This is a genomic window from Clostridium fungisolvens (assembly GCF_014193895.1).
In the GTDB taxonomy this organism is placed as follows: domain Bacteria; phylum Bacillota; class Clostridia; order Clostridiales; family Clostridiaceae; genus Clostridium_AR; species Clostridium_AR fungisolvens.
The window spans coordinates 3,045,940-3,070,106 of record NZ_BLZR01000001.1 but is presented as its reverse complement, the minus strand read 5'-3'; the positions used below and the strand labels follow the sequence as shown (position 1 = coordinate 3,070,106).

Below are 24,167 nucleotides of genomic sequence, written 5' to 3'. Positions count from 1 at the left end.
GCAGATACATTAAAAACTAAATTAAAGGTGTTTAAAAGTGAAAGGTGAGCGAAATGACAAGAGAAGAGTTTATAAAAAAAGTTGATGAAAAACTAAAGCTTATAAGGACTGAAAAAGGATATACCCAAGATAAGATGGCTGAAATACTCGGAATATCTAAAAAGACACTGGTACAGGTTGAAAAGGAAAGGGCAAGTTTAGGCTGGTCGGTAGCCATAGCAGCATGTGTTATTTTTAAAGATAGTGAAATACTTGAATTAACTTTTGGAGGAGATATTGATGAAATTATTATATCTTTGTCTTTTGCAAATGAACAGAGAAAATATGCTCCAACTCTTGGAGGAAAGGTGTGGTGGAATAATATAAAAAGTGAAAAAGGATTTACCTTACAACAGAATATAATTTCCAACCATTATAGAATTCTAGATAGTGATAATAGAAGGATTTGTTACTCTTTCGAGATAGAATATATAGACAAAAGATTTAAAGAACTAACAGAATAGAGATGTAAGGCTGTATATAGATACATCAGTTTCAAAAAGTATCTAGCAAAGTGATATATATACCAGTTCCAAATAAAACATAATGTTGATAATTTTATTACTATTATTAGTAAAAGGAAGGAGCGTTTAGTTTTATTAGGTAGAACTGGATTATCTATAGTTTCCATTAACAGTTAATAAAATAGCCACTAAATTTTGCAGAGTAGAACAGTGGAATATAGAAGTATACACCAATATATAAGTATAAATTTAAGGTAATCAGGGAGGAGATCATGAAAACTAAAAATGCGATAGCAATCTTATTTCCATCAATTATTATGATGTTAATAACTGTATTTTCTTTTTCAAATGATAGAATGAAAGAGTATGATAAAATGGGTCTTTTAATATTAGCACTTTTGCTTATATTCCCTATTTTGTTTGCAATACAAGGAGTTATTATAGGCAAAATGAAATTAAATGTGTTTTTATCATTAGGCATTTCGGCAGCGGTATTCACATTTTTATCATTAATCTGTCTAAATTCATCAGCATTATTTTATTGTGTAATTTATTTACCACTGTGGGGACTAGGATATTTATTTGGAAGATGGTTCTATGGTAAAAGCAAAGTATGAATAGATAAATGGATGCCGAGGAAAAGGATTGGTATAGGTGATAAAAGGGATTATGCCTCATTGGCATGGAGTGTTTGTTGAAAGTAAAATGGGTCGAAAAATTCAAGGAATTCTTAGAAAAGTATGAAAATATCAAGTTTCGATTATCCTATACACAAAGGGTTAAATACTCGGTTAACAAAAGTAACTGCTAGTTGGGCGAACCATCACTAGCAGTTATTTTTTACTGTATAAGCCTCTAGTGTTAAGGATAAACCTTTACTAAGCAAAGTTAAAAAGCTTATCTTTTATAGTATACAATTGTAGTAAATAAAAATTCATAAGTCATAAAATTCATAATGATAAAAAGAAAACTTATTAGTTAATTTGACATAAGAGTTTTAATAACCTCATAACAATTTGCAACAGGATGATAATCTACTTTGGGTATAGCTGTTTTAAAATTATTATATTTAGTGTTAGTTCTGTTTAGTATTTGGTGCCAACCGCCGTGTTCGTTATCAATAAAAAATGTCTCACAGTAAGCTGATATATAAGTGTACACATTCCAGTAATAAGCTTCTTTGCTATCGGAAGCTAAAAGGGCGGAAGCACCAAGGGTCTCTGCCATTACCCAAAAGTATTTGTCGGTATCAATTGGAGCCCCCTTTTGAGATATGGAGTAGAATATGCCACCATATTCGTTGTCTACTGCTTTTGACATTGTAGTATTATAAAGATATTCAGCTTTTATTGCCATCCAATCTTGAGAGAAGTTTCTCTTAAGCATTAAAAGTAATTTACTCCACTGAATAGAAAATCCAGGTATAAAAGCTGCAGAACTAATGTCTTCTTCGGACTCTTTGCCATAGTTCCAATCAACTTGCCAATTTTCATCGTAATGATCCCAAATCATACCACCAGATTTAGAGGTCAGCTTTACTGTAACAGATTTGGATAATTCATAACTTTTCCTTAGGAATTTTTTATCAGAAGTTGCTTCATAAGCGGCTATCATAGCTTCACACATATGCATATTTGCTTCTTGGCTACGATATGGAGATGTAATAGTAAAATCTCTATTTATTTCATTTACATATAGTTCATGATGAGGTTCCCAAAAATGTTTCTCAAGGAGTTCATAAACATACTCAATTATATCTCTAGCGGACTGTATTCCTGCCTCATAAGCCTTAGATGCGGCAAGTAAAACGAAGGCATGACCAGTAGTATATTTAGTGGAATCTGACACTTGTTGCTTTTTTAGTGTCCAGTAGTATCCACCATTATTTTTATCTAGGTGGAATTCTTGTAAGAATTTCAATCCATGCTCTGCCGCCTCGATGCACCACAAAGCATCCCTATCCAATAATGCACCAATGCTAAACATATAAATAAATTTTGCAGTTCCTAAAATATGTTTTGTTTCAAAGTCCCCAACAGCTCCGTCATCAAGAAAGTAACTAAAATAGCCCCCATTTTCATAGTCCATGCACTTTGGATAATAGAATTCGAGTATTTTAAAAATATGATTTTTTAACCACTCAGGGTTTTGAAAATCTGAGCTATATACAGACTTATTGACCATTTTTTCACCACCTTAACATTAAAATATATTCTCTTAAAAATCCATATATTCGTTAAGTTGATGGTGAAAAAGTAATTATATTGATGTCAAATTACAAATAAAACTCAGTCATAAAGTTAAAGGTATATAAAAACTCTGCTCAAAACAAAGCAGAGTTTTTAAAATAGTATTAGATTTATAGTTGTGCCTTTAAACAGTAAGACTTCATAACTAAAATATGTAAGGATTATTTTAATGTGAATTGCTGTATAAGCTTGCCAAGTTTCAATGCACTGTTAGCATTACTATCTGAAGAAGCTAAGATTGAATCATTTTTGCCACTAACTTCAACTATGCTTGAAGCTATGTTAGTTGAGGATTTGGCTACTTCAGTTACAGATATTGCAACATCATCCATGCTCTTTGTGATTTGGTCTACTGTACTTGAAATGTTTTTTGAAACTTCTGCAAAGTTTCCAATTAATTCTTTAAAGGTATCCCCATCTTTTTTATACTCGTCGCTGATCTTGATTAATTTTTCATAATCTTTTAAAACATCTTTTTCTATAAACATCAATACATCTTGAGATGAACCTGCTAGTTTGCCAACTGAGTTAAGTACAGCGTTAATCTTTGTTTGTATTTCAGAAACTGCAAGAGAAGATTGCTCAGCAAGTCTTCTTACTTCATCTGCAACCACTGCAAATCCTTTACCGGCTTCTCCAGCTCTTGCAGATTCTATTGCGGCATTTAAAGCTAATAGATTAGTTTGGCTAGCTATTGCATCGATACTATTTGCTACTTCTGATATTTCATTTACCACAGCTACTTCAGCAAGTGCTTTCTCAAGATTCATCTTTGTTTCATTGTATATTCTTTCTGCATTTTGTCTAGAGCTAATGGATTCTTTATTTATAGCAGTAGCTTTCTGTTGAATATTTAATGCTATATCTAAACCTTGTTGAGCTTTTATAGCAGTAGTATTTATGTCATCTCTTACATTAGAAGTCATCGAAGATACTTCTTGAACTGCTGCTGATGATTCTTCCATACCGGCTGAAATCTCCTCAGTTGCAGCTGATATTTGCTCGATTTGTGAGCTTACTTCTGTAAATAAAGTATTTGTTACTTCGCTGCTTTGAAGGATATTTTCACTTTCATCTTTTATAGAAAGCATGCTTATGTTTAGTTTATCCACTGCATCATTTAATGCTATAACAGTGTTTCCGATTTCATCTTTAGCTGCAACTTCCATCTGAAGATTAAAATTACCTTCCGCAAGCTTTGTTGATCCATTCATAACTTCTTTAACTTGTTTTACAATACTTTTTCTAATAACATAAGTTAAAAGTATACCAAGCACTATACTTGCAACAAGTATCATAATCATCTGCGAAGATGCTGCTGCTGTTGTAGAACTGCCTTTTTCAGCTTCAATCTGCATAGAAGTATTTTGTAAACTTATAAGATCCTCTATACTTTTAAGTAAAGTAGCTTGAGGTTTATCTATTTCATTAATTATAGATTCTAATTGTGCATTAGTAAGGGTAGTTTGTGAAGCTGTAGTCATAGCTTTATCAAAAGCAGAGAAGGCCGCGGTTGCATTAGTTTGAAGTGTCTGATATACTTCTTTGCCTTCATTTGTAACGATGAGTGAACCTAATTCCTTATTGCTGTCCTCGAATAGCTTTTTGTTATCATTAATAATTTTTTGTTGATCTGCTATATAATTAGAGTTACTACTTATTGATAAGTTTCTAAAACTAATTGCTATCTTGTTAATACTACTTCTCATTTGATAAGCTAGACTAACCTTTTTGTTTTCGATATTAACTAATCTAGAAACACTTTGATTTATGGCATTCAATCTAAATATGGCTATTGCAGAGGAAAACATTACTAGCAATATCATTAAAGAGAAACCAATTATTAGTTTGTTCGAAAGCTTAATTTTATTGAATTTCATAACAACACTCCTTAAAAATTTTATCATTAGTTATATTAGTTTTTCGACAAAGTTTGCACTGAACTTGAATGGAATATTTAGGTGATTATAATTTGACAAAGTGAGTTAAATTCACGTTATACACAGCATAGAAAGAGCTTTATGAACATATTAATTATAGAATTTGTTACTGAAATTTATTTTAAAGAAAGGAGTAAAATTTATATGAAAAAGAAATTAATAATCACAATTCTCCTTATTACCACTGCCGCTTTTTTAGTAAGTTGTGTACCAGGTGATGGAAGTCGCTCTGCATCAAATCCAGCTGGATTTTTCTCTGGAATCTGGCATGGGTGGATTGCACCTATTTCTCTTGTAGGTGAACTCTTTAATAATAAAATTAGAGTTTATGAGATCAATAACACAGGCTGGTGGTATGATTTAGGGTTTTATACAGCTATAATTAGTGGGTTTGGAGGATTATCTTTATTTAGAAAGAAAGATTCGGATAAGAAATAATATTAAATGTAGTTTATGTTAAAAGAAGTAACAATATGATAGAAATTCTTCATTAATAATGATTTTGCCTCTGATCTTGTAAAGAAAGCAAGTGTTAAAATGAGAATAAAAATGTGCTATAATGATATGAAAGACTTAGGACAAGGAGTTTTCATATGAATATAGAATTGGACGTTCACACACATACAATTGCAAGTGGCCATGCGTACAGCACTATTAGAGAGATGGCTAAAGCTGCTTCTGAAAAAGGACTAAAGCTTTTGGGAATTACAGAGCATGCACCTGGGATACCAGGAACTTGTGCACAAATTTATTTTGGAAATCTAAGAGTGGTTCCAAGGGAAATGTATGGAGTGGAACTAATGCTTGGCTCAGAGATAAACATTTTAGACTATAATGGGACTTTAAGCTTAGAAGAGAGATATATTGACAAATTAGATGTTAGAATTGCTGGTATTCATAAGTTTTGTTACGAGTATGGAACTATAGAACAAAATACCAGTGCTGTGCTAGGAGCAATTAAGCATCCTAAGATAGATATTATAAGTCACCCAGATGACGGTGATTGCCCGCTTAACTACGAGGTTATCGTACAAGGTGCAAAACAGTACAACACCTTACTAGAACTTAATAATAATTCAATAAACCCGGTAAATCAAAGGAAAAATGCAAGAGAGAATAGTATTTATATGCTTAATCTTTGTAAAAAGTATGAAGCACCAATAATACTTGGAAGTGATGCTCATTTTGATGAACACGTAGGTGAGCTAAATCTTACACTTGAAGTGCTTAGGGAAGTAAGTTTTCCAGAGAAGTTAGTAATAAATCAATCTGTTGAAGAGTTTAAGAAGATGATTAACAAGAATAGACCTTAGTGATATGTGCTTATTATAATATAAACTATAGATTAGAAAGGTAAAGTGCCAATGAAATTAGATAAAAAGTTATTACAATATTCTTTATATGCAGTTGGAACTGTTATGATTATATATATTGGAATATCAATCTTAAATAATATTGCAAATATATATAATTTAGTATCTAGTGGATTAAGAACAGCTTATGGGCTAGTCAAGCCTCTTTTAATAGCCTTGGTGATTGCATATTTATTAAAACCTGGGGTTAACGCTATAGAAAAATTTCTAGAAAAAAGAAAGATCCTTAAGAAAGCATCTACTAGAAGAACTGTAGGAATAGTTGTAGTTTATGCTCTTATGATAGGGGTATTTTTATCAATTATTATAGGGATATATATAATGGTTGGTGGAAAGCTTTCAAACAACACAACTATAGCAAATATGACAGCATATCTAAATGAATACTTGAACAATACAAAGTTATCTGTAAACTATATTAGTGAGAAGCTTCAAAGTTTGAATATTTCAATCCCAACTGATTTAAATGAAAAGATTGCACAAGTAGTAAGTTATGTACAGACCTATGTAACAGCAAGTATAGGTGGTTTTGCAAACTTTGTGGTATCAATGGGGGGCAATATAGCAACCTTCTTCATTGCGCTTATATTAAGCATTTATTTGGTTAAAGATTCAGAGTACTTTATTGATATATGGAACAAAATATTCAATCTTTTGTTTGGAAGAAGTAAAGCAGGACATAAGCTAAGAGAGATATTTGCTATCTTAGATGATACTTTTAATAATTACATAAGAGGACAACTTCTAGAAGCTTCTATGGTAGGAATTTTGTCTGCAATTGTGCTTTATTTTATAGGAATAGATTATGCATTTGTCATTGGTATTATAGCCGGTATATGCAATATGATTCCATATGTTGGGCCTTTAGTAGGTACTGTACTGGCAGTTGTTATGGCATTACTAAGTGGAGAACCTATTACTGCTTTATGGGCGATAGTAGGAATGCTTGCAGTTCAGCAAGTGGATAACAATTTCCTTGCACCTAAAATAGTAGGTGATAGTGTTGGGCTTCATCCAGTATTTACGATGCTAGCAATTTTAATCGGTGGAAATGTTGGAGGACTTATAGGTATGCTTATAGCTGTTCCAGTGGCTGCTTCATTAAAGATAATATTCTCAAAATGGTACAATGAGCATATGGAGAAATCAAGGGTTTAATATTAATACATTATGTATGTTTTTAGAATTTAAGTTCTCAAAACAGAAATATAAGAATTTAAGAATATAGCAATATAAAAAAGTGGGAGTAGCAATACTTTCACTTTTTTTCATAATTAAATATATGAGTTTCATGCTAGAAGAAGCTTGGAATTTCAAGTGCTTAGGATAACTTCTTAGTGGATTCATTAAAAAATAAAACTTACAGAGCAATGTCGTTTGGTAAACTTCCTGTGTAATTATTTGTAAAACAAGTATATCTTAAGTAACGAAATATATATAAAAAAATACTTTGGTAACACTTGACATTAACCAAATCCATTGTGTATAGTAAATTACATAAGATATATCTTTATTACTTAACCGATTAAGTTAAAAACTTAGTGAAGGAGGGAGCAAAAAGGAGAGAAAAATTTTTTCTTTATTGTGAAAACGGTTGCGCAAAGAATTTATATTTTTGGAGGGGAAAATGAGAAAAGCTACAAGATTATTAAGAAACAAGTTTATACCTTTCTTACTTTCATTAGCATTAATATTACCTATTTATGTTACTCAGAATACTAATCCTTTAATAGTTAAGGCAGCAAGTGCGTACACAGGAGATGCATCAGTATCAAATAAGGTTAACTTTTCAACTGATGTTATATATCAGATTGTTACTGATCGTTTCTCCGATGGTAATACTGCAAACAACCCTACAGGAGCTCTATACGATTCAACAAAAACTCAGCTTAAAAAATACTTTGGTGGTGACTGGCAAGGCGTTATCAACAAGATAAATGATGGATATTTATCAAACATGGGGATTACAGCTATTTGGGTATCACAACCAGTTGAAAATATATATTCAGTATTCACTGATGGAAGTACTTCTTACCATGGTTACTGGGCAAGAGACTTCAAGAATACTAATCCTTACTTTGGAAACTTCACAGATTTTCAAAATATGGTCAATGCAGCACATGCAAAAAATATAAAAGTTATAATAGACTTTGCACCAAATCATACTTCTCCAGCAGATCAAACAAATACAAGCTATGCTGAAAACGGAAAGCTATATGATAATGGTACACTAATTGGTTCATATTCAAATGACCCAACTGGCATGTTCCATCATAACGGTGGTACTGATTTTTCAAGCTTAGAAGATGGTATCTACAAGAATTTATATGACTTAGCAGACTTAGAACATCAAAACAATACTGTAGATTCTTACATGAAATCAGCTATAAAGAAATGGCTTGATTTAGGAATAGATGGTATCAGAATGGATGCTGTAAAGCATATGGCTATGGGATGGCAAAAGAATTTCATGGACACTGTTTATGGATACAAGCCTGTATTTACTTTTGGTGAATGGTTCTTAGGAACTAATGAAGTAGATCCAAACAATCACTACTTCGCAAACAATAGTGGTATGAGCTTATTAGACTTTAGATTCTCTCAAAAAGTAAGACAAGTATTTAGAGATGGCACTGATACTATGTATGGACTTGATTCTATGGTGTCTGGTACTCAAACAGCCTATGAAGATGTAAACGATCAAGTTACTTTTATCGATAACCACGATATGGACAGATTCACAAAGGATGGCGCAAGCACTAGAACAACAGATTTAGCTCTTGTTTATACTTTAACTTCAAGAGGTGTACCTGCCATATATTATGGAACTGAACAATATATGACTGGTAATGGTGACCCTAACAACAGAGCTATGATGACTGGTTTCAGCAATACAACTAATGCTTATCAAATTGTACAGAAATTAGCGCCACTAAGAAAGACAAACCCAGCAATAGCTTATGGAAATACAACACAAAAGTGGATCAATAACGATGTGTATGTATATGAAAGAAAGTTTGGTAATAGTGTAGCAGTAATAGCTGTTAACAAGAACCTAACTACAAGTGCAAATATAAGTGGACTTATAACATCACTTCCAGCTGGAAGTTATAGTGATGTACTTGGAGGATTAACTTCAGGTAATGGCATAACAGTAGGGACTGGCGGAGCAGTAAATACCTTTACTTTAGCTGCTGGAGGGGCTGCTGTATGGCAATACACTGCAACTTCTAATGCACCTACTATAGGACATGTTGGTCAACCAATGGCAAGACCAGGCGAAACTGTAGTAATTGATGGTAGAGGCTTTGGCTCAACTACAGGAACTGTAACTTTTGGAACAACAGCAGCAACAGTAGTATCATGGAGTGATAGCGAGGTTAAAGCTGTAGTACCAAATATAGCGGCTGGTAAAGTAAATGTTTCATTAAAGACATCTGGTGGAACTGCAAGTAATACCTATGCAAACTATGATGTTTTATCAGGTCCTCAAGTTTTAGTAAGATTTGTTGTAAATAATGCGAGTACTGCACTCGGAGAAAATGTTTACCTGACTGGTAGTGTTGCTGAACTAGGTAACTGGGATACAAATAAGGCAATAGGAGCTATGTTCAACCAAGTAGTATACAAATATCCTTCTTGGTACTATGATGTAAGTGTTCCAGCAGGAACTACTATACAGTTCAAGTACCTGAAGAAAAATGGTTCAACTGTAACTTGGGAAGGTGGATCAAACCATACTTATACTGTTCCTTCTAATGCAACAGGAATAGTAACAGTTAACTGGCAGCCATAATTTTTATGTTTTAAGGGAGCTAATGCAAAGGACATTTGTCTTTTGTTATTAGCTCCTTTTTGTTAAAATTTAATATGTGAATAAAAGGCAGATGCGCAAAGAAAGGCTGTGAATTAATGAAGCAGGTTACTATGAGAGATGTAGCTAAGGCGGCAGGTGTATCTGTTGCAACAGTTTCTTATGTTATAAATAATAATGAGAAAGAATCAATACCAGAGGACACAAGAATAAAAGTTATAAATGCAATAGAACATTTAGGATATGTGCCAAACCTAACAGCAAGAGCATTAACTAGAAAAAAATCCGGGCTCATAGGAGTTTTTATAATGAGTAGTGATTTAGAGCATGCACCATGGAGGCTACAGAATTATTCTCAATTTATAAGTGAATTAGTAAAGATGTTATATGACCATAGTTACCATGTAATTATAGAGTATCTTGGTGACTCAAAAAAAGATTTAAATATAATTCGTGAAAGAGCTCTAGATGCAGTTTTTTTAGTAGATATAAATGCTGAAGAAGTATATGATACAGCAAGCATGTTTAAGGTACCTATAATAATTGTAGACAATTTTATTGAAGATACTATTTTTCATAAAGTTTTAATAGACTATAAATCAGCTATTGATGAAGGAATAAAAATATTGCAATGTCATAATCCTTATATAATTGTGGATTCAGAAAATAGTAAATCAATTATTGAAAGATTATATGACGAAAACAATTGCTTTAAAGATAATATATACGTAGTAAGACACTTGGATAGCTTTTATAAGTTTTTAAAGGATAAAAAGCAGAGCAAGTTTATTATATTTAATGAGTTCCTAGCGGTATTAGCTAAGGAACATATAGATACTGAAAATGCTGTAGCTATTTGTATATCTGGAAATGATTATTTATTAGAAGCTTACAAAAATAAAATATATTTTAATAATAAAAGAAAGGCCAAAGTCTCAGTAGATATAATATTAGATTATATAAATAAAAGATATCATGAGAATAAGTTTACATTTATAGAACCAGGTAAGAGATAAATTTGAAGCTGTTAAAGCACCGTGTTGAAATTGATTGGTTAATCATCCGACGCTCTTTAGATGAACAACTCTATAACTGAATTTATATTTTTAGGATTAGAGTTGTTCATCCTTAATGAGCTTATGCAAAGAATTAATATGATTTTGTCATATTCCACTGATGCACCACTTCATAACTGATTTTATATTTTCAAATTCTCTGCTAAGAACCCAGCAGAGTTTTGAAAATAGTTTAATGATTGAAGTGTTGCATCTTTGGCTAAAACTTTTTAGTAGATTTGCGACATAAAGAATTTATGCTACTAGCAAGGGGGCTAGTAGCATAAAAGAAGAGTAGCGCGTAATTTAGGTAAATTGGTATGTATCTACAGGGGAAAATGTGTGTTGAATAAATGAAATAGGGTGTATTAATGTTAATATTTGTATTTATGTATTTATTATATTAATTTATGTACAACCAAGCTAGGGTGTTTTTTTCAGATTAAGGGGCAAAATTTTGGATTGTATATACAGATGTATCTGAAATGTTTTATATAGTTACATAATGTTTTTATGAAACACCTACAATCTTTTCTATAAATTCTTGTCTTAAATTTTTAAAAATAATCCGTAATTGAATCTATTCTGTTTAGATACAGTGTGATAATAGAAAGCTTTTTATATAAAGCTAAGATTTCATATTCAAAAATCCGTCGCAAAATAAGCTTTTGCTTATAAATTTTTTAAAAAATATATAAAAAATGAAAGCTTTACATAGAAAATATTGTTATAATATGATTAATTGAACAATTATTAATAAATTAGGTTTGTTAAAAGTATTTTTGGGATGAAATTAGATATTGCTTTAAAGAATATAAGATCTTAGGAATAAAATATATGAGTGTAGGTGATAAAATGATTAAGACAGCGAAGTATATTGGTAAAAGTACCACGGATTTTAGTATTAAGAATGAAGTAATAAAGAGTTTACTATTAATAATCTTAAGTATTTGCATTTCACAAAAACTCATAGAAGCTGACTACATGTTTTACCACAGTATACTTATGTTTATAGGTATAATAATATGTTTTGCCATCTACTTTTTTGCCAGTAATACCTATAGGTTTAGCAACAATGATTTTTGTATGCTTTTAGGTATGGGATTCTTGACGGTTGGTACAATTGATATACTTCATACGGTGGCTTATTTCAATGTAGGAATATTTGGTCTGAATTCAGCCAATTTATCTTCGTCCCTTTGGATTTCAGCTAGTTACATTGGTAGTATAACTATTTTAATATCGAGTATATTTCTATATAGAGGTATTAAAAAAATCAATATCAATATATTTAGATTCATATACATAATTGCTTTAGCAACAATTATATTAAGTATATATGTTTTTAAAATTTTTCCAATAAGCTATATAGAAGGTATAGGAAATACCTTATTCAATCAAGCCAGCAGAGTAATCATAATTATAATCCTTTTTATAAGCGGAATAATACTATATAAAGCTTCTAATAAAGATAACAGAGAACTGATTTTTTTTATGGAATTATCTATTATTTTTACAATAATAAATAAAATACTTCTTCTTTTATTTGATTACACTCTATGTATTGAAAACACTAGCGCTTTTGTTTTTAGGACAATCTCTTTTTATATGTTATACAAAGGTGTGGTTCAGTGTGGTCTTAAACAACCTTTCAATAAAGTTACTGGGGCATTAATAGAGACAAAGGATAAACTTCTGCAGGAAAGTGATCTAAGAATCATGTTTGAAGAAGCCATGGTAAATAATGAAGAGTGTTATAGAATTCTAATTGAGAATTCAAGTGATGCTATTGTTATCCATTCAGATTATAAGCATGTATTTGCAAATGAAACTGCAGCAAAAATGCTTGGCTTTTCTAAAGCACAAGATCTTATGAAGGCTGATTTTTCTAAATTTATTGAAGAAGAAAACTTTAATAGCAGCATGGAAATATATAACGAAATACTTACAAAGAGAAGAAATGGTGATGCATATGATACTACTCTTATAACTATAGATGGAAGGAAAATTTCTGTTAAAATTCAAGGGACTTATATTATATATAGAGGAAAACCTTCTGTTCTTATAGTTTTTAAAGATTTAAGTACTGAAAAGAAAGTAGAGAAATTATCAGCTGACATTGAAGAAAAGGGAAAAATGCTTGAAGATACAATATTTCTTAATAAGCGTATAACAGAACACTTTGCAAATGTCTCTCATGAGCTTAGAACTCCTTTAAATGTAATACTCGGAGCAATTCAAATATTAGGATTATATGATTCCCATGATTCTATGCTAAATTCTATAGATAAAATACAGGCATATTACAAAACCATAAAGCAGAACTGCTATAGACTTCTAAGGCTTGTCAATAATTTAATTGACCTATCAAAAATTGATTCAGGTTTCTTTGAACTCAAAAAAAGAAATGGAAATATAGTAGAGGTTATAGAAGGGATCACAATGTCAATAGTAAGCTATTGTGAGACTAAAAATATAACTCTTATTTTTGATACTGAAGTAGAAGAAAAGTACATGGCTTTTGACCACGATAAAATAGAAAGAATTATGCTTAATTTGCTTTCAAATGCTATCAAGTTCACAAACGAAGGTGGTACAATATTTGTGTACATTGAGGATGTAGGAAAAGAGATAAGTATAATTGTTAAAGATAGTGGAGTTGGAATAGATGAAAAGCATCAGGAACTTATATTTGAAAGATATAGACAAGCTGATAATAATCTTTTAAATTTTGTTCAAGGAACCGGAATAGGATTGTCTTTGGTGAAGGCACTGGTTGAACTCCATAAAGGTCTAATACATGTTAAGAGTAAACTAGGTGAAGGCACTGAGTTTTATATTACTTTGCCTGTAGAAGTTTTAGACACAAATCAAGAAGAACATAAAGAGACAGAAGTTAGATCAAATGTGGAAAGAATAAGTATCGAATTTTCTGATATATATTCTTAGAATCTCCTATATAACAAATTAATTTCAATAATAATATTTACTATAGACAAATAAAAAGATGATCTTGAATATATGCTTTTGAGGCTTCTCCTTAGAAATTAGGATAAGCCTCAAATTTTTTATCTTAAATATGAATGTATATGGTAAAAGATGTAGAATAACAAGTATGCCTATGGTAATATATGTAATATATTGTGGTGAGATTAAGGGGGAGTTTTATTGAAAATGGGGCTAAAAAATAAGAAAGTTATAATTAGTTTAATTGTGGTAGTTGTTTTAGTGGCAGTTTTAGGAACAGTCTATTCAAATAAGAGAAGAAGGTATGGACTTACACCAGAAGATGCTTGTAAGTTATATTTACAGACAGTTACTTCAAAGCACTATACTTTAATCGATGAAAAACCGGCTCAGATTAAAGGAGACACAGCAATATGCGGCATTGTAAGTAATGACCAATTCAATTGGTTTAATCGAAATAACGGCAGAGCAGATGGAGAAAATATACACCTGTTTCACTTGAAAAAGACTTCAAAGGGTTGGTATGTCACTGAAGATAATGCGGACGATAAGTAGAATTATAAGGTAAAAATATAAGTAAAAGGGAGAGGTTTTATGTATAAGTACATATATGTAGAGGCAAAAACCGAAGGGCTCTTTGGAGATGCCAATCATAAAGAATTAATTGATGAATACAGTTCAAAGGGATGGAGATTTATAACTGCAATACCTACAAAATTTGATGGTCATGGATTAATAAAAAGGTTCGATTTAGTTTTCGAAAAGGAAGAATAGTATATTTCAAAAGATTATATTTAGGGAATTGAGGGGAGTTTTATGGCATTAATTATTATGTCTATAGTAAGTGGAGCTGTAGCCTTTTTTATTGGAGGGGCGATATTTAATGGAGAGCCAGTAATGACTTGCATTTTTACATTTGTATTTTTCATGGCACCTGGTTTATATACTTTGGAAAGAATTTATCTAAAGTTGAATGAGGAAAAATAGTACCTAAAGAAATAACTGCTATGTAAAAAGGTTCGCTTTTGCGAGCCTTTTTTTGCTGTATCGGAGATTATAAAATTTTCAAGGTAGCTAAATCTAGATATTCAATAATTTTAGAAGTTTTTATCGTTATACAGTAAAAAATAAAACTTATTCGCCTGCCAAATTCTCCTCGTATGAATTCGGAAAAGCAGATGCGTTAAAAAAGTCGCTCTTTTATAACAGAACCATGCCCTTGTCATTTAGCAGAAGCAGGTGAATGTATATTGTGCTCTCAGCTACATGGAAAGTGTTTTTGTGATTGTCTCAACTGGAAGGGTGTTTGCATATATCAGGAATTTAACAACAATGGAAAAGCAGCTAAGAAAGGGAGAGAGACTTTTAGATGTAAAGTAAAAGAAGTAGGACATCTAGAAGGCGATGTATTACTTATTAGGTTCATTGCCCCACACAAGCTTGCCTTAGATTTAGTTCATCCTGGTAGTTATGTTTTTATTAGAACAGATGAAAATTTCTATTTTGATGTTCCAATATCTATTATGGAGTCAGATATAGAAAGCGATATAGTATCTATAATGATTGAAATAAGGGGAATTAAAACAAAGAAACTACTTGATATAAAGATAGATGATGAAATGGTCATAAGGGGGCCATATTGGAATGGAGTTTTCGGCCTAAAATCTATAAATGAGTTAAAGGATAACAAAGCTCTTGTTATTGCAAGAGGAATAGGTATGGCACCATCGATACCAGTAATAAGAAAGCTTTCAAACAACAAAAATACTTTGAAAATAGTGATAGACAAGTCTCCCTATAAAGATGTGTATGTGAATGAATATCTAAAACAATATACTGAAGGCTATGAAGAAATTAATACTATTGATAAAGGTAAGCTTTCAGATGAAATCAAAAAGCTTATTCTAAATGAAATTGCAAATGGTGTTACTCTTATTCATGTAGCTGGTGCAGATATATTGAGCTTTAAGGTTATTGAGTTCTTAGACAACATTGATAAGAGAGATGTTAAGGTGTCTTGCTGCAACAATGCGAAAATGTGTTGTGGTGAAGGGGTTTGCGGTAGCTGTACTGCTAGATTCCAAGGACACAGGGTTAAGAGATTATGTAAGGTACAAACAGATCCAAGGAATATTTTTGAGGGGAGAAGATTTATATGAAGATAGTAGTAATAGGTGGAGGTTGGGCAGGTTGTGCAGCTGCAATTACTGCTAAAAAAGCTGGAGCAGAAGTTCACATTTTTGAAAAAACAGATCTTCTACTTGGACTAGGCAATGTTGGCGGAATCATGAGAAACAACGGAAGGTATACTGCCTCAGAGGAACTTATAGCTTTAGGAGCAGGAGATTTGATTCATATAACAGACAGAGTTAGCAGACACAGGAATATTGATTTCCCGGGACATAAACATGCAAGTCTCTACGATGTAAACAAAATAGAAGGGGAAGTCTTAAAGTATCTAAAAGAACTTGATATAAATGTTCATACAGTTGCAAGAGTAACTGATATAAGCATGGCAGGAAAAAAGATAACAGGGATTTACTTAGCTGATGGAAGCTATGTTGAAGGGGATGTATTTATAGAAACCACAGGGTCTACAGGACCAATGGGTAACTGTTTAAGATATGGTAATGGATGCTCTATGTGTATCCTAAGATGTCCAGCTTTTGGACCAAGAATCAGTATAAGTGAAAGGGCAGGAGTTTCTGATATTCAAGGTGAAAGAAACGGCGACGAGCTTGGAGCTTTCAGTGGTTCATGTAAGTTAGCAAAAGAAAGCTTATCAAAAGAAATAGTAGAACAGCTTGATGAAACAGGAGTTGTAATACTACAAGTACCAGAAGAAGATATAAACTATGGAAAACTAGAAGCAAAGGTTTGTCAGCAATACGCTCTAAAAGAATTTGCAGAAAATATAATACTTCTTGATACAGGTCATGCAAAACTGATGACATCATACTATCCATTAGAAAAACTAAGGAAGATAAAAGGACTTGAAGGAGCAAAATACGTTGATCCATATGCAGGAAGCAAAGGAAACTCAATAAGATATCTATCAGTGGCACCAAGAACTGATGACATGAAGGTTATAGGAGTAGATAACTTATTCTGTGCAGGAGAAAAAGCAGGACTTTTCGTAGGTCATACAGAAGCTATAAGTACTGGATCACTTGCTGGACACAACGCAGTAAGATTTGCACTAGGAATGCCAGCACTAATCCTTCCAAGATCAGTAGCTATAGGTGATTTGATAAGTTATGCCAATGAAAAATCAGTGACAAGAGAAGGAAGAAAAGGCAGATTCACCTTTGCAGGCTCAGACTACTTTAAGAGAATGCAAGCAGAAGGTCTTTACACTATAGATAAAGATGAAATAGCAAGAAGAATAGATAAATTAAATCTTACAGATGTATTTGGAATGAAGCTTGTATAGTAAATCAATTGATATAAAGAGTGAATAGTATGAAGGAGCTTTCGCTGGAGGCATAGGAAGCAAGAAGGTAATGATAAATTTATTTAAATAGAAAAATACCAGGTTTATAAACCTGGTATTTCTTCTTTCGTTTCTTCGCCACGTTCCTGTTTTAATAAACTCATATATACGTAAAAACCTATTAGACCACCTAATGAATTTAGAATTATATCGGTTATATCTACAACTCTATTAAATGGTGGTGTGTACTTGCTTTCTAAAAATTGTATAAATTCTATAAAGAAAGAAACTACAAACGCTAGAAGGAATGCTTGTCTATAATTCTTTATTGATTTATTCCAAAGGAGCTTTAGGAACAATATAAGCGGGGATAACATTAGTAAGTTCCCTACTGTATTTATAACTACCGATCTTAACGCACCATGCTGAACTGCATAAGTAACACCTTCAAATGGTATTATAGTGATGTTAACAGGATTATTCATAAATGTACCGTCTAATAAAAATACTACTGGTAGAAAGACTAATCCAATTAAACCTATTAGATATATAGCAAAGAGATTAAGAACTACTTCTCTTACTAAATCAATCTTTTTACGTCCTATTCGTTTAAAAATTAAACACGCTATTCTTATTGCAAGCCAAGCAGGAATACCGTATATATATAGAAACTGGGCTGTAATACCCTTCCCTAGTGGCATATTTTAGTAGTAGTAGTCGTACATAGTACCACTAAAGCTATAAGTTGTGTAGTTATTTGAACCTGTAGCATATAAGAAGTAGTGATATGAGTCTAAACCAACCTTATATCTGTAAGCTCCAGTTGAATTAACTGTATTTACTCCATAGTAGTTTAACCCAGAACCAGAAGTTTGCTCGTATAAGTACAAATACATGTTTCCAGTTCCTGAATAACTTGTTAAGTTTGCAGTTACGTTTCCAGGTGTCAAGTGATAGTATTTTGCTTGAGCACTACCATCTAGATACCCCTTGCCTCCATAAGTATTGAAGGAACCATCGATACTACCTCCGTTGGCTTTTGCGAAAGTAGCTCCTCCAAAAGTAAGAACCATTGCTGATAATAATAATGCTGAGATAACTTTTTTCATAATCTCATCCTCCATATAAATTTATTTTGTTACAAGAATATAAATTCTATGTTAAATATTATTCTCCTTATTTTTATTTTGAAATGTTTTCGTCAAATTATCGTATTATTTTGCAATGAATCAATCCAATAAATGTATCTAAGTGAAAAATAATTAGTTTACGAACATGAAGATATATTTTTATTTAATTTATTAATTGAATTTTAATAGTATTAAATGATTAAAGAAAAATCACAATTTATTAAAAAAATTTTATGAGATAAAAGTTTGATGTACGTAGTAGCAACTTGGGATAAAATGTTTTCTGATTGGTACTTTTTTGCATTTTAAAGTCATTATTTTTAACATTTTGTCCAAATTAATTGTAAAATGTAAAATTATGTGATAAATTTATATGGTAGAATTACCATAAAAGAGGTGAGTGTGTTTTGGAAACTGATAATGTAGGGTTAGTAAGAGAAAAAGTTACAGCAAACATGGCAGATAACTTAGCAATGCTCCGCACAAAATTAGGTTTAACACAAGTTCAATTAGCTAATTTAATTGGTGTTTCAAGGCACACTATAATGCAAGTAGAAAATAAGAAAGCTAAGTTATCCTGGAATACTTTTTTAAGCTTACTACTAATTTTTATTAAAAATCCTGAAACAGATAAACTACTTAATATACTTGATATATATACAGATGAACTTGACTGCGAATTAAAATTAAAGTAAGAAAAAATTTTGAATCCCATTATGTGTCCATCTTCATATATATAATGATATTAAGAGGATGAGGAGGTGATGGTTTGAATTTAAGTATAGATTATCGTGGAAATAAAGGTTTTAGATTGCTTAGTATTTATGAGAGGTTAAATAAAGGAGAGTTACTCACAAAAAGTAAAATAGCAATCGAATTTGGTGTTTCAGAAAAAACTATCCAGCGTGATATTGATGACTTGAGAGCATATCTTGCTGAAACACACTTTTCAGAAAAAGAAATTTTGATAAAATACAATAAGTCAAAAGGCGGATATTATCTTGTTCGATTTGAACGTGAATGGCTGACTAACCAAGAGGCACTCGCGCTTAGCAAAATTCTTTTAGAAAGTCGTGCTTTTCAAAAGGAAGAGCTTAATGGGATTATTAAAAAATTAATGTCACAAGTGGTTCCAAATGATAGAAAGACTGTAAATGAAATTGTAAAAAATGAATTATTTCAATATATACCTCTTAAACATAATAAAAAACTGTTGTCACCTATATGGGAGTTATCGCAATTTATAAGTAAGCAAGAAATAGTAACTTTTGCGTATACACGGCAAGATGGAATAACTAAAAACAGAAATGTGAAACCTGTGGCTATAATGTTTTCAGAATTCTATTTTTATCTCATCGCCTTTATGTCAGATGATAGTAAAGACTTTCCAACTATATTCCGTATAGATCGAATAGCTAATTTGATAGGTACCAAGCAATATTTTAATATTCCATATAAGGACAAGTTCGATGATGGAGAATTTAGAAAAAGAGTGCAATTTATGTATTCAGGTGAACTAAGAAAAATTATGTTTGAATTTAATGGTCCTTCAATAGAATCGGTTCTTGACAAGTTACCAACTGCAGAGATTATTGGAGAGAAAAACGGTGTATATACTATTCGTGCAGAGGCTTATGGTAATGGAATCAATATGTGGTTAAAGAGCCAAGGGGATTATGTCAAGTTGCTTGAATAAATGTAAAAGTTAAAAAAATTGCTTTTTTATAAAAATACTAAATAAGCTTAGCATAGAAGATGATTATACGTTATAAAAATCACATTAATAGACTGAAGAGCAATTGGATATAACCCAAGAAGGCTACAAATCACTGAACATTTTGCTTTTTATATAGGAGGAAACTTATGCCAATAGATCGCACACCTTTGGTGGAAGATAATAAGGAAAAACGAGAAAAAGCTGAAAAACAGAAGATAAGTTTTTTAATAACAAATCCCAAATATACATTTGATGATATTGTTTTACCACTTGAAATCTTGGAAGAGACAAAAAGTGTTATTGCTTTGGATAAGTACAGCGAATTGATATATGGAGAATGGGGATTGTCCCAAGTCATGAAAAGCCATAAAAATATATCAATTAATTTGTATGGTTGTTCAGGAACTGGTAAGTCCATGACTGCACAAGCTATAGCAGCTGAACTAAATAAAAAAATTCTTATGGTGAACTACTCTGAAATTGAATCTAAATATGTAGGTGAAACATCAAAAAATTTAGTTAGTCTTTTTGAAAGTGCTGAGAAAAACGATGCAGTAATAATTTTTGATGAAGCGGATGCACTTTTATCAAGACGAGTAACTGCAATGCACAGTGCTACGGATGTTAGCGTAAATCAAACCAGAAATGTTTTATTGAAAATACTTGATGACTATCAAGGAGTAGTTATTTTTACCACAAACTTTATTCAGAATTTTGATTCTGCTTTCATGAGAAGAATTCTGAGCCATATTAAGTTTGATATGCCTAATGAAGAGATGAGAAAAAAATTATGGGATCATTATTTGGTTGATAAATTACCATTATCAAGTGAAAGAAATGAAGTAATAGCTCAATTGGCAGAGATTGAAGATATAACAGGTTCAGACGTTTCTACTGCTGTTTTGAAGGCGGCTGTTAAGGCAGCACTTAATGGAATATTTAAACTGAATACAGAAAGTATTAAAGAAGAGATAAATAAGATTGTTGAAGCCAAGAAAGCAATGAAAGATGATAACTTTACAGTTACTACAAAGAAGGTATCTGAATCATACGTTAAAGAAAAACTCGAAGCAGGGGGAATTATAAATGGGGATAATTAGTGGAATAAAGAATCTCTTTTATATCGTGAAAGAAAAAATAAAGAGTGCATTTGTAAAAGTAAAAAATGCAATGACTCATTTCTTTGAAAAGGCCTTAAATATGATGAAAACTGTTGTTGACAAACTTGCGTCAAAAGTAAGAGGCATAATTCTGGGGGCATCACATTTCTTTAGGAAGATTGGTAATAAGTATCAGGAAGGTACAAAGAATTATTCTTTAGAGGAAGAAATCGGAGAGTGGAATGAAACAACAGTTACAAGAGAAATACCATTAGAGGATGTTCCGCCAAAATATCGAACACTTGATGATGAATTTGATATGGATGATACACAGGAACTAGATGCAGTACTAGCATATTAATGGAGGTGGCTTATGAGTAATGAATTTTCAGGTTCATTCAAAGAAATGTTCAATTCTATAAAATTTTGCATCGACTCAAAAAAAGGAAAATACAGCTTAGATACATATTTGGATATAGTAGGAGAATATGCAGATCGGCAAATTATAGCTGCTGAGAATGAAGGTCTAGAATATTCTGGAGGAGAGTGTATTGTTAAAAAGAGTGACACTGACTCAAGTCTTCTAGAATTTAGTATAGAATTGTACTTCGAAAATCAACAAGGTGAATCTATAAAAAAGGAAGCTAAAAGAAATTTACCATTAAGCAAATTTGTTGGGGAAACAGCTAGTGTAATTGGCAATGAAACATTGAAATTTAATATTCAGAAACCAGGAGATAAAAAGTAATGTTAGATATCATTATAGTATTAATAATTTTAGGAATCATGTATGCTGTTTTTCAAAAGCTGGCAGATTTTGTTGGTGGCTCTAAAACTTTAATAGTTATTATTGTTATTTTACTTATAGCTTATTTAGCATTTTCATGGAAGGGTGTTTTTAGCGTTATTGGTGCTGCAATTGGGGTAGTATTACTAATCGCTTTATTGGGAACAGCCGGTAGTTTTATCAGTAAGACTGTAGAAACACATGATAAAGAAATGAAAGAAACAGCAGAAATTAAGCAAAAAACACAAATTAGCAAAGAGATGCATGATAACGATACAGCATTAAGAAATGAATTGGATATGAATTGTCGTTGGTTAGGGGTTATGAGTGAGCAGATGTGGATGGCAAAGCTTCCGAATTATGTAAATAAAAAATATTCAACAAGCTTTAATAATATAACCAAGAACTTCGCAACGCAGATGGAACAACAAAATATAACACAAAATGATGAATGGTTTCAACCGTTTTTAATGTATGTTATTGCTAATCCGCAAGGAACTACGGTTACTAAAATGTTGAATGAAGTTTCTTGTCCTCAATTTTATGCTACTCATATTACGCCTAATGGGGATATTTTAAATACTCGGATGATTAGAGGGACTAAACGAGTTAATAAGGATGTTCCTCCTCTCTTTGAAGAACGTTTTATTAAAGAAATGAATGAATCTTTGTTTGTTCCTACTAGGTATGCCCTTAAACTATACAGTACAGATAGTTCTTCAAGTGAAACAATCAGTCATACAGAAGAAATTGATTTTAATGACTTATAGAAAGTTGAGAGATATTTATGAATATTGAAAGTTTAATCAAACAGCAGGCTGTACAATTAAAATCGTCACGAAGAGACATTGATATTGTCCCAGATATTAAGCCGGAATTACTAGAAAAGTGGAAAAATAAATATTCTAAGTTTTTGGATGAGGATATAATTGATTACATTTTAGTAATGTCTTATACCAAAACTGGTAATTTTGTATTGACAGGGAATGCTTTTTATTTTGATAATTACTTGCAGTCTGGTTTGCAATGTATAAGGTTTGCTGATATAGCTAGTGCTACTGCTAAAATCGGTGGAATCTTCACAGTGGATAAAATATTTTTGAAAAAAAAGAGTGGTGAAGAAATACAACTTGATGGATGTATAGATGGAATAGATGTAAATAAATTTGAGCAGATTCTTATGTATATAGTAAAAAATGTACAGCAAGGAAATCATGATTTTTCTATCAGTAAGCAGGGAATATTATCTTATGATTTACCAGATGAACTAAAGATTCTATATTTAAAAATTCTTTGTAATTATTCTTTTATAAATGACCAAGTTATAGATGCTGATGAATATAATGCGATAGCCAGATTTTCTGTTAGAATGGAACTAGGGTCAGATGCACGAACTGAGCTACGTAAGTATATGAATTCGATTGAGGTTAGGGAAAAGACTGGAGTCTTAATAAAAAATATTAAGTCTTTAGTTGCAAATAATTCTGGACATTGGGATGCTTTACGGTTTAGTTTGATGCAGGATGTGATTTATATTCACAACATCCAAAACAAAGACCAAAGCTGGACTGATGATGGTTTTATTGGTAGCCTGATGGAAGTGTGTAATCTTTGCCCAGAGCAGATTGATACAATGACTATTTCGGTTGATTTAAATTCTAGAATGCAGCATAAGGATTCTGACATAAAAGCTTTGAAGAAGGAATGGTCAGATTTCATCAAACATATTCGTTATACAAATGCTTATGTTCCTGGTCCTTATTTATTCTGCTCAGGATCAATATATGGAATAGATGCATATACAAATTTCTTTAAAAAAGATGATACTTCTGAAAAAGCAATAAATAAGCAGAGGGATCTGATATTGCATGAGATTATTATAAATAACCAAAAAACAATGAATGTATTGGTTGATGACATGAATTATTTAGCGGGACTATTAGAATTGGCAGTAAATGAAAGTAATGTGAACAAAGAAAAGTACAAAAAGCTAATCGATAGATTAAGAGCTGCAAACCAAGGCTTGAAAGTTGATACAGAGAAAAAACAAACAGAATGCAACAATATTGAAAAAACTTCTGAAAATGAGGGTTGAGTGA

General features: G+C 31.6%; 24 protein-coding genes. 20 read left to right on the top strand and 4 right to left on the bottom strand.

What is annotated here, in order from left to right; all coding sequences use genetic code 11:
* Positions 1-53: 53 nt before the first annotated feature.
* Complete coding sequence (locus bsdtw1_RS13465) at positions 54-503, top strand: helix-turn-helix transcriptional regulator (protein WP_183278078.1); 450 nt, start codon at positions 54-56, stop codon at positions 501-503.
* 272 nt (positions 504-775) lie between these two features.
* On the top strand, positions 776-1,120 hold the full coding sequence (locus tag bsdtw1_RS13460) for a hypothetical protein (RefSeq protein ID WP_183278077.1): 345 nt from the start codon (positions 776-778) through the stop codon (positions 1,118-1,120).
* 361 nt (positions 1,121-1,481) lie between these two features.
* On the opposite strand, the gene bsdtw1_RS13455 is transcribed toward bsdtw1_RS13460, so the two are convergent.
* Both bsdtw1_RS13455 and bsdtw1_RS13450 read right to left on the bottom strand, forming a co-directional pair.
* On the bottom strand, positions 1,482-2,687 hold the full coding sequence (locus tag bsdtw1_RS13455) for an AGE family epimerase/isomerase (RefSeq protein ID WP_183278076.1): 1,206 nt from the start codon (positions 2,685-2,687) through the stop codon (positions 1,482-1,484).
* 226 nt (positions 2,688-2,913) lie between these two features.
* On the bottom strand, positions 2,914-4,632 hold the full coding sequence (locus tag bsdtw1_RS13450) for a methyl-accepting chemotaxis protein (RefSeq protein WP_183278075.1): 1,719 nt from the start codon (positions 4,630-4,632) through the stop codon (positions 2,914-2,916).
* Positions 4,633-4,836: 204 nt separating this feature from the next.
* On the opposite strand from bsdtw1_RS13450, the gene bsdtw1_RS13445 reads away from it, so the two are divergent.
* From bsdtw1_RS13445 to bsdtw1_RS13395, 11 genes are all read left to right on the top strand, one after another.
* Positions 4,837-5,130, top strand: a complete 294-nt coding sequence (locus tag bsdtw1_RS13445) for a hypothetical protein (protein ID WP_183278074.1) — start codon at positions 4,837-4,839, stop codon at positions 5,128-5,130.
* 155 nt (positions 5,131-5,285) lie between these two features.
* Entirely contained in the window at positions 5,286-6,005 is a 720-nt protein-coding gene (locus bsdtw1_RS13440) for a phosphatase (RefSeq protein ID WP_183278073.1), read from the top strand.
* 45 nt (positions 6,006-6,050) lie between these two features.
* Positions 6,051-7,223 (top strand): AI-2E family transporter, encoded by a 1,173-nt coding sequence (locus bsdtw1_RS13435; protein ID WP_371874696.1) that lies wholly within the window; start codon positions 6,051-6,053, stop codon positions 7,221-7,223.
* Positions 7,224-7,692: 469 nt separating this feature from the next.
* Entirely contained in the window at positions 7,693-9,861 is a 2,169-nt protein-coding gene (locus bsdtw1_RS13430; RefSeq protein ID WP_183278071.1) for an alpha-amylase family glycosyl hydrolase, read from the top strand.
* 131 nt (positions 9,862-9,992) lie between these two features.
* Positions 9,993-10,895 carry a LacI family DNA-binding transcriptional regulator gene (locus tag bsdtw1_RS13425; RefSeq protein WP_183278070.1) on the top strand — a complete coding sequence of 301 codons (903 nt, stop codon included), beginning with the start codon at positions 9,993-9,995 and terminating at the stop codon, positions 10,893-10,895.
* An 876-nt stretch (positions 10,896-11,771) separates the two neighbouring features.
* Positions 11,772-13,883, top strand: coding sequence for a sensor histidine kinase (locus bsdtw1_RS13420; RefSeq protein ID WP_183278069.1), 2,112 nt, complete (start codon positions 11,772-11,774; stop codon positions 13,881-13,883).
* Positions 13,884-14,108: 225 nt separating this feature from the next.
* Positions 14,109-14,456, top strand: a complete 348-nt coding sequence (locus bsdtw1_RS13415) for a hypothetical protein (protein WP_183278068.1) — start codon at positions 14,109-14,111, stop codon at positions 14,454-14,456.
* 39 nt (positions 14,457-14,495) lie between these two features.
* Positions 14,496-14,675, top strand: a complete 180-nt coding sequence (locus bsdtw1_RS13410) for a DUF4177 domain-containing protein (protein ID WP_183278067.1) — start codon at positions 14,496-14,498, stop codon at positions 14,673-14,675.
* A 42-nt stretch (positions 14,676-14,717) separates the two neighbouring features.
* Positions 14,718-14,888 carry a hypothetical protein gene (locus bsdtw1_RS13405; protein WP_183278066.1) on the top strand — a complete coding sequence of 57 codons (171 nt, stop codon included), beginning with the start codon at positions 14,718-14,720 and terminating at the stop codon, positions 14,886-14,888.
* A gap of 215 nt (positions 14,889-15,103) precedes the next feature.
* Positions 15,104-16,060: a sulfide/dihydroorotate dehydrogenase-like FAD/NAD-binding protein gene (locus bsdtw1_RS13400; protein WP_183279810.1), complete on the top strand. Its 957-nt coding sequence runs from the start codon at positions 15,104-15,106 to the stop codon at positions 16,058-16,060.
* Positions 16,057-17,334: an FAD-dependent oxidoreductase gene (locus tag bsdtw1_RS13395; RefSeq protein WP_183278065.1), complete on the top strand. Its 1,278-nt coding sequence runs from the start codon at positions 16,057-16,059 to the stop codon at positions 17,332-17,334. The genes bsdtw1_RS13400 and bsdtw1_RS13395 overlap by 4 nt, the downstream gene beginning before the upstream one ends.
* A 104-nt stretch (positions 17,335-17,438) precedes the next feature.
* Here the strand turns inward: bsdtw1_RS13395 and bsdtw1_RS13390 are convergent, their stop codons facing one another.
* Together bsdtw1_RS13390 and bsdtw1_RS13385 are read right to left on the bottom strand one after the other, a co-directional pair.
* Complete coding sequence (locus bsdtw1_RS13390) at positions 17,439-18,035, bottom strand: VanZ family protein (RefSeq protein ID WP_183278064.1); 597 nt, start codon at positions 18,033-18,035, stop codon at positions 17,439-17,441.
* Positions 18,036-18,038: 3 nt separating this feature from the next.
* Positions 18,039-18,443 carry a hypothetical protein gene (locus bsdtw1_RS13385; protein ID WP_183278063.1) on the bottom strand — a complete coding sequence of 135 codons (405 nt, stop codon included), beginning with the start codon at positions 18,441-18,443 and terminating at the stop codon, positions 18,039-18,041.
* A 428-nt stretch (positions 18,444-18,871) separates the two neighbouring features.
* On the opposite strand from bsdtw1_RS13385, the gene bsdtw1_RS13380 reads away from it, so the two are divergent.
* The 7 genes from bsdtw1_RS13380 to bsdtw1_RS13350 all read left to right on the top strand — a co-directional run bounded on the left by bsdtw1_RS13380 (position 18,872) and on the right by bsdtw1_RS13350 (position 24,163).
* Positions 18,872-19,159, top strand: a complete 288-nt coding sequence (locus bsdtw1_RS13380) for a helix-turn-helix transcriptional regulator (protein WP_183278062.1) — start codon at positions 18,872-18,874, stop codon at positions 19,157-19,159.
* A 74-nt stretch (positions 19,160-19,233) separates the two neighbouring features.
* Positions 19,234-20,160 (top strand): helix-turn-helix transcriptional regulator, encoded by a 927-nt coding sequence (locus bsdtw1_RS13375; RefSeq protein ID WP_183278061.1) that lies wholly within the window; start codon positions 19,234-19,236, stop codon positions 20,158-20,160.
* A 167-nt stretch (positions 20,161-20,327) separates the two neighbouring features.
* Positions 20,328-21,281 carry an ATP-binding protein gene (locus tag bsdtw1_RS13370; RefSeq protein ID WP_183278060.1) on the top strand — a complete coding sequence of 318 codons (954 nt, stop codon included), beginning with the start codon at positions 20,328-20,330 and terminating at the stop codon, positions 21,279-21,281.
* Positions 21,268-21,642 carry a hypothetical protein gene (locus bsdtw1_RS13365; protein WP_183278059.1) on the top strand — a complete coding sequence of 125 codons (375 nt, stop codon included), beginning with the start codon at positions 21,268-21,270 and terminating at the stop codon, positions 21,640-21,642. The genes bsdtw1_RS13370 and bsdtw1_RS13365 overlap by 14 nt, the downstream gene beginning before the upstream one ends.
* 12 nt (positions 21,643-21,654) lie before the next feature.
* Positions 21,655-22,029 (top strand): hypothetical protein, encoded by a 375-nt coding sequence (locus bsdtw1_RS13360; protein WP_183278058.1) that lies wholly within the window; start codon positions 21,655-21,657, stop codon positions 22,027-22,029.
* Positions 22,029-22,838 (top strand): hypothetical protein, encoded by an 810-nt coding sequence (locus tag bsdtw1_RS13355; RefSeq protein WP_183278057.1) that lies wholly within the window; start codon positions 22,029-22,031, stop codon positions 22,836-22,838. The genes bsdtw1_RS13360 and bsdtw1_RS13355 overlap by 1 nt, the downstream gene beginning before the upstream one ends.
* Positions 22,839-22,855: 17 nt before the next feature.
* Positions 22,856-24,163, top strand: coding sequence for a hypothetical protein (locus bsdtw1_RS13350; protein WP_183278056.1), 1,308 nt, complete (start codon positions 22,856-22,858; stop codon positions 24,161-24,163).
* Positions 24,164-24,167: the final 4 nt, after the last annotated feature.